Here is a 13,577-nt window from a genome sequence, read left to right as displayed (position 1 = left end):
TAGTCAAAGATACAATAACAATAAGTGATGCATTAATTAGCCGAGATTATGATTATTCCTCTATATCCTTGGCGTCCATATTCTGAACATCCACGGTCTCAATTCTGGACAATTCCTTTAGTTGACCTTTTTCAAATAATGCTGGGAGGTCGCTTAATGAAGTTCCTATTGGAGCCTCCCAATTTATATAATCCTGAAATCGTATACCGTCTACGGTTCTTGGGTTATAAGCACTTCTAAACCTAACACCTCCTTCATTTACACTATAACTATATGCCAAATAGTTTATGTAATGCGATTTTTTGTTGATCCAGTACATAAAGATATCATCATGGTCCGCACCACCCCCTTCTTGTTTAAACGTGACCTTGACCACATCATAATCCTCCCCTTTTACCACGGCCTCACCAACATATTGTTTTATTACGGCATTGTCCTTTAGCTTATGGGGTAATGTAGCAAAATAAACAACAGAGTTTAAGGCATTGCTATACTTGGTCTTGTCTTCTAAAGACAACGTAACAGGGTTTTCGTTTACGGTTCTTTTAAACGTGCCATTTTTTAAATAATCTGCAATACGGTTTCCAACACTATCAATAGAATGAACCGTATAGGTATTCCCATTTTTATTGTTGAATGTATAGAGTTTGTCTCGAAAAACAAATTGATAGTTGGCACTATCATATAAAGGGCCTCCATGTGCCTTAATAGCTTCCTCTATAATTATTTCACCATTATTATCATTAACCGTTTCAACAGTGCCGTCTGCTGCCGAGCCCTTTTCCTTGGGTTGATCTTTACAATTTAAGCCTATAAGGGACAAGGCAATCAACGCAGTCTTATAATAATGATTCATTGGCTATACAATTTTATACATCAACGGAATAACACCTAAAATACATACTTATTATGGTACTAAAAATATGAATTTGATAAAGGTATTATTAATACCTACAGGTAAAAGTTAAACATATTACAAATAAAAAGTCGAACAAACCATCAACGCAATGCTGACAGCCATTCGACCTTAATTATCTTTACCATACACACAAGTAGGAAAGATAAATATTTGATTTACTTTATTGATTTACGATAAAGGCATGGATTACACCTGGCAACCATGCAAGTAAGGTCAATAAAATACTTATTAAAAGGGTTGTACCTATACCATGGTTCATAAATACGGCCAATGGTGGTAATAATATATTTAAGATAATTGTTAATAATGACATTGTATATTTTTTATTTAATACAAAATTAGGCTCTTAATACTGAACCATTTAACTCTATACCTTGAGATCGTAACTCGAACCAAAATTCAATAAAAAAGCCCTGATCATTATGACAGGGCTTTTATTTATTTAATGTTATACTATTATTTGGTACCCGTAATCGTTACGTTTGCGCTAATCTGCAGTGCAGAAGTTATACTAATGGCACCTAGGTCAAGGCCTGTAGTGGACTCGACCTCCAGTAAAGCATTGAATGCAAAACCGTCACCTTCTTGAGTGTAGGAAGCAAATACAAGTTCATATTCCCCTTCTTTCAAAAAGCTCAAGTTATAACCGTTATTTAATCCACTTACTTCAGAACTTGTAACCGCATTGGCAAATAATACATTGCTTTCCCCTTGACCATTACGCTCTACATCAGCATTAAATGTTCCCTTTTCATAGGCATATACAATGATTTTATCCGATGTATTTTCCGGATCGTTTGCAGAACCGGAAATATTGCCTGCCTGATCATTATTGACCGTTCTTATACCGGAAGACAGTTCCTGCATGGATACAAACTCAAAATTACTATTAGCGGAACCCTGTTCTTCCTTAATGGTCTTTCTTAAATCAAAATCTATAATGATTTCGTTGGTGGTCGTAGCCAACACCTCAAAAGAATCGGTAATGGAGATTTTGCTGGCCGTAGCTTCCAATTGGTCTTTTTCACCATTGACCAACTCAACATAACATCCTGGAGAGTTACCATCGGCATCGGTTTCATAATCCAATTCAAGTTCTATATTGGAATAGGAGCCTGCTTCTAACTCCAAATTACCTAGAGTAAGCGTTTCTCCATTGACAAGTGCAGATAAATCAAAGGTAGTTTTGTTAAAGCCTTCCAAAGAAGTTCCGTCAACCTTTACGTTGGATACTGTAACGAACACAGCCTCTACATTGGCATTATCAATTGGAGCATCGGTAATCTTAAAAGTGGTATCATAGGATTCTGCATCCATATTTACATCTCCGTCATCATTATTACTACAAGAAACGGCCATCAATGTTGAAATAAAAGCAACTGTAACTGTTTTCAAATAATTTTTCATTCTTTTAATTTTTAATTGTTTGGGTGTAAAACAATCCAACACGAAAAAACCCTAACTAAAGAAATGTTAATTTTTTACTATGTCTTATCCCAAAAAAACTACATCGCATCAATACTATTTACAACCTACTATATATGAACCAAATACACGCTTAGTAATTTTTAAAATTTAGTGTCAAGATATTCCAACATCTTTGGTAAAAAATTAGTGCCCATAAAAAAAGACAACTTAAAAGCTGTCTTTTTTATCAAAATAACCACTATGCTTATTCCACAACAATAAACTCTGAACGACGGTTGATCTGGTGCTGTGCATCATTACACACATCTTTGGTTACACAATCATTCAACAACTGTGTTTCCCCAAAACCATGTCCACTAAGCCTAGCCTTATTTATGCCATTTTCTTCCAAATACGCCATAGTTGCCTTTACCCTTCGTTCACTTAATCTTAAATTATACGCAGTACCTGCAGAAGCATCTGTATGGGAGCGAACCTCAATTTTAATTTCCGGATATTGTTTCATATAGGCTATGACCTCATTAAGAGTGGTTATGGCATCTTGCCTTATAAAAGATTTATCCAGATCAAAATAAATTGGAGACAAGCCTAGAAAAGTTGTTAAGTCAGAGCCCATTGAAGGGGTCTTGACCACAGGGGCAAGTTGCAATGCAATTTCATGTGCGACCTTTGTGCCATTCCACGTAAAAGACGTAGCATCTTTCTCAAAATCTAATTTAGCACCTTCCACCCTGTATGTCCCTGTTCCACAAGGACCAACTAGATTAAACCCTCCATTTTTACCTGAAATTGATTCTGCCACTTTGTTGTCCTTATTGTCATACAACGTTATTTTGGCCCCTTGTAATGCCTTACCTGTATCTTTTATCGACACGATACCTTTAATTTCCTTCTGGCATTCCAGGACAATTTCTTCGGTTTCCTTGAACGAATAAATATCATCACTACCAACACCACCTTCACGATTAGATGCAAAAAATCCTGTTTTGGAATTTTCGTCAATGACAAATGAAAAATCATCCTGTTCGCTATTTACAGGTTCACCTACATTTACCACAAAACCCTGATCCAAATGATCGTTTATGCGTGTTGCAAAAACATCTAAACCGCCCAATCCCGGGTGACCGTCAGAGGCAAAATATAGAATATTCTCTTGAGTTATATGCGGAAAGGTTTCTCGACTTTCCGTATTTACTTGATTACCCAAATTTTTAGGTGTCCCAAAACTACCATCCTCATTAATTTCTACCACAAAAATATCCGACTTGCCATAAGTACCGGGCATATCTGAGGCAAAATACATTTTACGTTCATCTGCACTAAGTGTTGGGTGCGCTACGGAATAGTTATCACTATTAAAAGGTAATTCGGTAATATGCATCCATTCGCCATCTTGAAGGGTTGCCTTATAAATCTTTAACCTACTAAGCCCTTTATCATCTCTTGCAAAATTTCCGTTTTTTGAGTTATTCCTTGTAAAATAAACCGTTTTACCATCCTTTGTAAAAGCAGTTGAGGTTTCATGGGTTTTTTTGTTCAGCTTCTTTGAAAGACGCATAGGTTCGGTAAATGTGCCATCTTCCAGAACCGTGGCGCTATAAAGATTGGAAAAAGGCCTATTGTTCCATTTATGTAAATTCTTGGAAATTTTTCCAGAATCCCTAGCGGTAGAGAATACAAGCTCTGATCCTTTTAACGATGGTGCAAAATCTGATGCAGGTGAATTAATCGCCACGTTTTTGATGTCATACCTACTGGCTTTTGCCTTTATGTTTTCCAAATATTGGGTGTCCTCCAAAAATTTGATGGCCCTTAAATCCTGTGGATTGTTTGCGCTAAAGGTTTTCATCCATTCATTGGAAGCTTTATAATCACCTACAGATTTTAAGGTATGTGCATAACGGTATTCGTATTCCGCTTCTACAGTGGAATCATTTAGAGCAAACAATTGACCATACCAGTGTGCAGCTGCATTATAATCTGCTTTTTGGTAATAAGAATCACCAAGGTTCTTGTAGATGTCCTTGGTTTCATAACCATCTTCTACCAATTGTTCATATGCCTCTATAGCCTCTGCATACGCATAATTCTTAAATTCGTTTTGTGCACTTTTCAATTTTCTATCCTGTGCATGTGTAGCGGCACCCACCAATACAATTGCGAGGAAAAGAAAATATACGTAGTTTGTTCGTTCGGTCATTTCTAGAATAGTTTAAAAGAATCTTGGTGCTATGATGTTTTTGTATCGGGTAAGGAATTCGAACCTTAAAAAGACTTCAAACGAGCCATCATTAAAGGCGGTATTGCCAAGTTCTGTTACTTCCCGGTCATAGGCAAGTCCCAACATTATTTTATCGTTCAATTGAAACCCTACGAGTCCGCTTAATGCGGCATCCCATCTATAGGCGGCACCCAATGAAACTTTATCGTTTAGAAGTACCGTAGCCGAAAGATCTGCTTGTAATGGTGCACCTTCCACCGCCTTAAACAATATTGCGGGCTTAAGCTTTACATCTGGATTAATTTCAAAAATATATCCTGAAATAAAATAAATGTTCATACGCTCTTGTGCAATAAAGGATGCGCTGGAACCTGATGAGTCAAAATGTTCCGTTTCTAAAATATTAGGCACCGAAATTCCTGCATAGAACTCCTCGGTATGGTAATAAATACCCGCCCCAAAATTTGGGGAAAAACGCTTGTCAATATTGTTCTGACCAACTGCGGCGCTAGAAGGATCATAATTTCTCAATTGATTAAAATCAATATTTAATAAATGACCTCCGGCCTTAAGTCCAAAGGACAATTTGCCAAATTCCGAAGTAGGTACCGTATAGGAAAATACAGCATCAAAATACGTGTCTTGATTGGTACCGTTACCTATTTCATCGTTTACAATGGACAGTCCAAGCCCCACACGTTGTGATATTGGGGTGTGGATATTCAAGGTCTGGGTGGTTGGCGCACCATCTATACCCACCCATTGCGACCTATGTAACGCTGCAATACTTAGCACGCCCCTATTACCCGCATATGCAGGATTTACCGCCACGGTATTATACATGTATTGGGTATACTGGGCATCTTGCTGAGCATTGGAACACCAAATGGAACCGGCCATTAATAGTGTAAGTAAGAAAAATCTTTTCATAGTAATTTTTAAAATTTTATAATGTTTTACCTATCGGTTGATATATAGGTAACCGTTCATTGTCCTTGAACTTTCATTGTTAGCATATTCAATGATATAATAATAGACACCTACAGGTAGCTCTTCGTTCTTCTTCACCGTAACCCTACCGTTAGATATGCCCCTGAAGACATTTTCTACATTGTCATAGCCTTTGGTCTCAAAGACCAATACGCCCCATCTATTGTAGATTTTCACTGTATTATTAGGGAAAGATTCAATATTATTTATAGTGAACGCTCCATCATTTGTATTTGGATTTATAAGGTCACTTTCAATACTGATATCACATACGGCATCTACCGGAGGCGTTCCTCCTTTAGAACTACAGCCATCTAGCGGATCGGTTCCGTCTAAAACTTCTTGTCCATCATTGATACCATCACCATCAGAATCTGCATTGTTGGCATCGGTACCAAGTGCTGTTTCCTCATCATTGGTGAGTCCGTCATCATCACAGTCACTTGTAGGTAACGGCGTTCCGCCTACTGAATCACAATCGTTCAAAGGATCGGTTCCTTCCTCAATTTCCTGTCCATCAGGTATACCATCCCCGTCAGAATCGGCCTCATTAGGGTTGGTGCCAATGCTAACTTCCAAACCATCGTTAAGAATATCATCATCCGTATCCGGATTATTTGGGTCCGTCCCCAATAGTATTTCTTCATCATTGGTAAGTCCATCGCTATCACAATCACTTGCAGCCAAAGGTGTACCGCCTACAGAATCACAACCGTTCAGGGGATCGGTACCATCAATAACTTCCTGACCGTCACCAATACCGTCACCATCGGTATCAAGGTTATTTGGATCGGTACCCAAACTTGCCTCCTCACCGTTGGTTAGTCCGTCATTATCACAATCTGATGTATTCAAAGGTGTACCGCCAACTGAATCACAATCATCCAGAGGGTCGGTATTATCGATCATTTCCTGATCATCCAAGATACCATCTCCATCAGTATCGCAAACTACGGTTGAAGGAGGTGTGCCGCCATTGGAATCACAAGCATTTAAAGGATCGGTATTATCCGTTATTTCTTGTCCATCTGTAATACCATCGGCATCCGTATCCCCATTTTCGGGGTCTGTACCAATTGCTACTTCTTGTTCATTGGTCAAGCCATCACCATCACAATCATTCGTAGCTACACTTAAACAATTATCTACTAGGATTGTTACCGATGCCGAACTACAATTGGATGGATTCAAGATTTCACAAATAGTATATGACAACGTATAGGTCCCTTCCGTAGTTCCTGAAGGTATAGTTAGGGTTCCATCCTCATTAAGAACGGCACCGTCCAAACCACCATTGTCATTCAACGTACTGTTAATGTCCGCATCGTCTACCGGCATACCGTTTATTGTATCGTTATCCGTTAAATCCCCTGCAATACCACCATCAACACCATTTACCGATGAGTTGCTGAAATCATCATCTACAGCTTCTATATTAGCTGAACCAACTACGATTTCTACAAAGGCACTACTACAATTGGCCGGGTTTAGATTCTCACAAATTGTATATGTAAGGGTATACGGACCGGCCGGGGTACTTGGAGGAACAACGATCGTACCATCATTGTTCATCGTAGCACCAATGAGGCCACCATTATCCGTTAAAGCAATATTGATATCGGCATCATCTACGGGGGTATCGTTCAATTGATCATTGACAGTAACATCTCCTGCTATGCCCCCGGTAATACCATTTGTTGGCGTATTGCTGAAATCATCATCAATTGCTTGCAATACCGCTGCGGAAACTACGATAACCGTTGTAGCCGAACTACAATTACCCGGGTTTAGGTTTTCACAAATTGAGTAGGTAATTGTATAATTTCCTGCCGGTGCATTTTGTGGAATAACTATAGTACCATCAGGATTTATGCCTACCCCATTTAAGCCATCGTTATCGACCACTGCAATATTAATGTCAGTATCCTGTACGGTAACACCGTTCAACATATCATTTATTGTAACATCGCCCGCAATACCACCATCTTTACCATTAACCGGAGTTGCACTTAGGTCGTCATCAACGGCATTGATTATGGCACTTTCCACAACTAGCGTGATATTGGTCGTAGCACAATTGGATGGATTAAGATTCTCACAGGCAGAATAACTTACCGTGTAAACCCCTTCTGGAGTATTTGGAGGAACAATAATGGTTCCATCATTATTGATCGCCACACCAGATAAACCGCCATTGTCCGCAATACTGAGCGTAATATCCGCATCATTTACGGCAACACCGTTCAACTGATCGTTTATGGTTACATCACCTGCAATGCCACCCTCTTTACCATTTACCGGGTTAGCATTGAAATCATCTGGGTTTACGATCAGATTTCCTGCATTAACCGTAATGGTTACCGTTGCGGACCCACAATTAGTAGGGTTAAGATTCTCACATACGGAATAGGTCAGCGTATACGACCCTGCTGGAGTATTAGGTGGAACAATTACTTCACCGTTATTATTGATCGCTGCTCCAGAAAGACCACCGTTGTCCGTTAGCGCAAGTGAAATATCAGCATCATCTACGGCACTTCCGTTCAATTCATCATTAGCAGTAACATCTCCTGCAATACCGCCATCTTTTCCAACGACAGGGTTTCCGTTAAAATCATCATCATTGGCCACCAGTGCAGATGCCGCCACTACAATGTCCACATTGGCATTATCACAATTAGTAGGATTCAAATCCTCACAAATGTTATAGGACAAGGTATATGTACCTGCCGGAGTATTTGGCGGAATGACTAGGGTTCCGTCATTATTGACGATTGCACCTGAAATACCACCATCATCGGTTAGGGTAATGTTGATATCATTATCATCTACCAAAGCACCATTTAAGAAATCGTTCGCAGTTAAATCACCTGCTACACCGCCATCTTTTCCGTTGACAGGTGTACCGGTAAAGTCGTCAATAACGGCATCTAAATCTGCTACACCAACGGTTATAATTGCCGTTGTAGTACTACAATTACCAACATTTAAGTTTTCACAAATTGTATAGGTAATGGTGTAAGTACCTTCTGGTGAATCTGGCGGAACTATTATACCTCCATTATTATTGATCGCTACACCGAACAACCCACCATTATCATCCAGATTAATATCAATTTCATCATCAATTACAGGATTATTGTTTAATAGGTCGTTTGTAGTTACATCACCTGCTACACCCCCATTTTGCCCACTGACCTCGTTCGTGGAAAAGTCGTCCGTTACCGCAGCTATAGGTGCAGCATTGACCACAACCGTTAGATCTGCAGTATCACAATTTGTAGGATTCAACACTTCACAGATTTGGTACGTAATTACATAAGTTCCAGCAACCGTTCCTGATGGTATGTTAACAGTTCCATCCGGATTTATGGTTACTCCGTTCAATCCTCCATTGGCAAGAATAGCGGACTCAACATCAGTAGCCGCAAATGGGGCGTTGTTCAGCGTATCATTATCAAAAACCGTAGCGGTTGACCCGCCGGTATATCCGTTCACTGGAGTTGTGGAGAAATCATTGCTAACCGCGTCCAATACTGGTGGAGTCACAACAATGGATACAACAGCATTGTCACAATTACCTGGATTTAATTTTTCACAAATCTGATAAATAACATCATAAGTTCCTGCGGCCGTACCAGCAGGGACATTAATATCCCCATTGGCATCAATACTAATTCCGGTAATTCTACCATCGTCTATAATGGCTATATTCACTTCACTTGCCAAGAACGGATTCCCATCAAGTTCATCATTTGGTATGACGTTACCAGGACTACCACCATCAAAACCATTGATCGCGTTTCCTGAAAAATCATCATTTATGGCATTAAGGTCTCCCGCACTTACTTCAACCGTAGCAAATGCCGAATCACAATTTGAAGGGTTGGTCACTTCACAAATATTATATTCAATAGTATAAGTGCCCGCAGCTGTTCCTGACGGCACATTCACGGAACCATTGGCAGAAATGGTCAGTCCGGCAATACCTCCATCATTTAATAGGGTAGTATTAACATCGTTTGCATCTACCGATGTACCATTGAGGGTATCATTACCTAATACATTACCCGCTGATCCACCAAAATTTCCATTCACCGTTGCCAATGTAAAGTCATCGGTAATTGCATTGATTACCGGTGCTAGGATAACCACTGTTACCGTTGCCGTATCACAATTTGTTGAATTCATAGCCTCACAAATTTGGTAACCAATGGTATATGTACCGGCAACAATATTTTCCGGTATATCCAGGGTGCCATCGGTATTGATAATTACCCCGGTTATTCCCCCATCATTGATAATAGTAGGAATTACGCTAGATGACACAAAAGCGGCATTGTTCAATTCATCGTTTGTATAAACAGTTGCCGTTGTACCGCCATCAAAACCATTGATAGGAGATGCTGAAAAATCATCATCAACGGCATCTATTGGTGCTGCAGATACCAATATGGTTATGGTAGCAGAATCACAATTGGTCGGATTTAAATTTTCACAGATTGTATAAACCACGGTATACGTGCCGGCTGGGGTATTTGGTGGTACTATAAAGTTACCGTCATTGTCTATACTGGCATTGGTCATACCGCCGTCATCGGTAATGAATACTTTACCATCGTCCAAAGGTTGTCCGTTCAACGTATCGTTCGCTGTTACATCACCAGCAATACCGCCCTCAAGACCATTAACAGGATTTCCTGAAAAATCATCATCTGTAGCACCTAATACTGCAGGTTCTACCAATACAGTAGCGGTAGCAGAATCACAATTTGATGGATTAAGTTTTTCACAGATCGAATAGGTTACCGTATAGGTATCCGCCGCTGTGATTGCGGGAACGTTCAACGTACCATCAGCATCAATACTTGCACCACTTAAGCCACCATTATCAGTTATTGTGATGACCACGTCGCCGTCCACAACTGACACTCCGTTCAACAAATCATTTAGGGTTACATCGCCCGCAGCGCCACCTTCCTGGCCATTTATGGCATTCCCGGTAAAATCATCATTTACGGCATCTATTGGAGATGCATTCACGACTACAACTACATTTGCCGTAGCACAATTACCTGGGTTTAGATTTTCGCAAATGCGATATTCCAAGGTATATGTGCCCGCAGGGGAATTTGCAGGAATGTTTACCGTACCGTTAGCATTTATGGTAACCCCTGTTAAATTATCGTTGTTGGTTACCGTTATCGTTATTTCACTATCCGATACATTTGTACCGTTCAAAGTATCGTTCAATGTAACATCACCGGCCGTTCCTCCATTTTTACCATTAACCGGATTAGCACTAAAATCATCGTTCACCGCAACAATAGGTGATGCGCCAACCACTACGATTGCGGTGGCCGCATCACAGTTTGTTGGATTCAAATTCTCACAAATGCTATAATCAATGGAATAACTTCCGACAGGTGTATTTGTAGGAATATTGATGTTTCCGTTTGACGCAATATTAACTCCTGTTAATCCATCATTATCGGTAACGGTAATCGTAATATCCCCATCATTTACCAATACTCCGTTTAATGTATCGTTAGCGGTAACATCACCGGCCGTACCCCCAGTTTTTCCGTTAATTGAATTACCGGAAAAATCATCATTGACCGCATCAATAACCGAAGGCTCAACAACCACAGTAGCAGTACCGGATTCACAATTGGTAGGATTTAAATTTTCACAGATATTATATATCACATAATAAGTTCCTGCGGGTGTATTGGCCGGAACGGTAATATTTCCGTTTGGACCAATGCTTGCACCGTTCAATCCATCATTATCAGTAATCGCAATAGTAATATCTCCATCATTGACCGGACTACCGTTCAATGTATCGTTTAAAGTCACATCACCTGCAATACCACCATCTTTACCATTAATTGGATTAACAGTGAAATCATCATCATTTGCAATTATTGGAGCGGGAGCAACCACTATGGTTACCGTATTTGATTCACAATTGGTAGGATTTAAATTCTCACAGATGCTATAGGTAATATTGTAAGTTCCAGCTGGTGTGTTAGACGGAACGTTCACCGTACCGTCCGCATTAATATTTACCCCGACCAAACCATCATTATCAATCAACGAAATATTTATTTCATTATCTATGACCGGGTCTCCGTTCAAGGTATCATTAAGAGTTACGTCCCCTGCGGAACCACCATCTTTACCGTTTACAGGATTAGTTGAAAAATCATCAGAAACAGCAACAATTGGTGCTGGGTCCACTACTATAGTAGCAGTAGCCGTACTACAATTACCAGGATTAAGTATCTCACATATGGTATATTCTATATTATAAGTCCCTGCTTTGATCTTAGCCGGTACCGTTACTACACCATCCGATCCTATGGTTACTCCAGACAATCCACCGTCATCGTTCAAAGAAATAGTAATTTCAGCATCTTGGACCTGTATACCGTTCAAGGTATCGTTGGTGGTTACATCACCGGCAACTCCGCCTTCATAACCGTTTACGGAAGCAAGGTTTGCCGGTGTAGCATCATCATTTGCGACTATAGGTGCCGCTTCAACACTAATTGTGGCTGTTGCGGTACTACAGTTTGCGGTGTTTAATTTTTCGCAAATAGTATAGTCTATATTATATGTACCTGCGGCTGTTCCAGCCGGTACAGATATGTTTCCATTAGCATCAACAGAAGCGCCTATGGTATTACTAACTGTATCTAACGTTATATTAATGTCGTTGTCATCTACCGCAACTCCGTTCAAGGTATCGTTCGTCGTTACATCACCTGCAACACCACCTTCATATCCATTTACAGGTACAAGCTCCGCTGGTGTATTATCGTCATTAGCTACAATAGGTGCAGCTTCTACAACTATCGTTGCTATGGCCGTGTCACAATTTGAAGTGTTCAGTTTTTCACAGATGCTGTATTCCACATTATAGGTTCCTGCAGGAGTGCTCGCTGGCACCGTCAACGTACCGTCCGTTGCTATCGTTACGCCTGTCAATCCATCATCATCCGTAACCAAAATATTGATGTCGTTGTCATCGACTATAACTCCGTTCAACGTATCGTTGGTGGTCACGTCACCGGCAACTCCGCCTTCAAAGCCGTTCACGGTTGCAAGGTCAGCTGGAGTGGCATCGTTGTTAGCTACAATGAGTGGAGCATCTACCACCACATTTACGATTGCCGTATCACAATTTGCGGTGTTCAGTTTCTCACAAATACTGTATTCAATTGCATATGTTCCAGCCGGAGTTCCAGCTGGTACGGTCAACGTACCATCTGTAGCAATTGCAACCCCTGTAAGACCACCTGTATCCGTTATTAGAATGGTGATATCGTTATCGTCCACTGCAATACCGTTTAAGGTATCATTGGAAGTAACATCTCCTGCATCACCACCAGCAAATCCGTTTACGGAGGTTAGGTCCGCTGGAGTAGTATCATTATTTGCGACTATAGGTGCTGCTTCTACAATTATTGTTGCTGTTGCCGTACTACAATTTGCAGTATTAAGTTTCTCACAGATTGTATACACCACACTATAATTACCGGCCGCTGTTCCTGCAGGTACAGAAATAGTACCGTCAGTTGCAATAGTAACTCCTGTCAACCCACCATTATTTGTTACGGTAATATTAATATCATTATCGTCAACTACAACACCGTTCAGGGTATCATTAGTGGTTACATCACCTATGGTCCCACCATCTTTTCCATTTACAGGATTACCAGAAAAATCATCGGTAATAGCATTGATAGGAGCAGCTTCTACAACAACATTTGCTGTTGCCGTACTACAATTTGCAGTATTAAGTTTCTCACAGATTGTATACACCACACTATAATTACCGGCCGCTGTTCCTGCAGGTACAGAAATAGTACCGTCAGTTGCAATAGTAACTCCTGTCAACCCACCATTATTTGTTACGGTAATATTAATATCATTATCGTCTACCGCAACTCCGTTCAACGTGTCGTTCGTCGTTACATCGCCTGCATCGCCTCCCGTAAATCCGTTTACGGC

Annotated in this window: 6 protein-coding genes; all 6 read right to left on the bottom strand. The window is 40.2% G+C overall.

The annotated features are described in order from the left end of the window. Positions 1-52: 52 nt before the first annotated feature. Complete coding sequence (locus CHB68_RS01210; protein ID WP_089258764.1) at positions 53-856, bottom strand: DUF6503 family protein; 804 nt, start codon at positions 854-856, stop codon at positions 53-55. Positions 857-1,079: 223 nt separating this feature from the next. Beyond that, a complete protein-coding gene (locus tag CHB68_RS01205; RefSeq protein WP_089258762.1) occupies positions 1,080-1,232 on the bottom strand; it encodes a YqaE/Pmp3 family membrane protein in 153 nt (50 codons plus the stop codon). Between the two features lie 143 nt (positions 1,233-1,375). After that, positions 1,376-2,326 carry a DUF4382 domain-containing protein gene (locus tag CHB68_RS01200; protein WP_089258760.1) on the bottom strand — a complete coding sequence of 317 codons (951 nt, stop codon included), beginning with the start codon at positions 2,324-2,326 and terminating at the stop codon, positions 1,376-1,378. A 265-nt stretch (positions 2,327-2,591) separates the two neighbouring features. Further along, entirely contained in the window at positions 2,592-4,547 is a 1,956-nt protein-coding gene (locus CHB68_RS01195) for an OmpA family protein (protein WP_089258758.1), read from the bottom strand. A gap of 12 nt (positions 4,548-4,559) precedes the next feature. Continuing rightward, entirely contained in the window at positions 4,560-5,498 is a 939-nt protein-coding gene (locus tag CHB68_RS01190) for a PorP/SprF family type IX secretion system membrane protein (RefSeq protein WP_089258756.1), read from the bottom strand. A gap of 30 nt (positions 5,499-5,528) precedes the next feature. Beyond that, positions 5,529-13,577: gliding motility-associated C-terminal domain-containing protein (locus CHB68_RS01185; RefSeq protein ID WP_179213119.1), on the bottom strand; the 8,049-nt coding region annotated here is incomplete at its 5' end.

Origin of the sequence: Maribacter sedimenticola, assembly GCF_900188415.1 — a bacterium.
Taxonomy (GTDB): domain Bacteria; phylum Bacteroidota; class Bacteroidia; order Flavobacteriales; family Flavobacteriaceae; genus Maribacter; species Maribacter sedimenticola.
The sequence above is the reverse complement of the archived record's forward strand: the minus strand, read 5'-3'. Positions and strand labels throughout refer to the sequence as shown.

Coding starts and splice junctions, on each gene's coding strand:
- CHB68_RS01195 (WP_089258758.1), bottom strand. CDS start 4,547: ATGACCGAACGAACAAACTACGTATATTTTCTTTTCCTCGCAATTGTA.
- CHB68_RS01190 (WP_089258756.1), bottom strand. CDS start 5,498: ATGAAAAGATTTTTCTTACTTACACTATTAATGGCCGGTTCCATTTGG.
- CHB68_RS01205 (WP_089258762.1), bottom strand. CDS start 1,232: ATGTCATTATTAACAATTATCTTAAATATATTATTACCACCATTGGCC.
- CHB68_RS01200 (WP_089258760.1), bottom strand. CDS start 2,326: ATGAAAAATTATTTGAAAACAGTTACAGTTGCTTTTATTTCAACATTG.
- CHB68_RS01210 (WP_089258764.1), bottom strand. CDS start 856: ATGAATCATTATTATAAGACTGCGTTGATTGCCTTGTCCCTTATAGGC.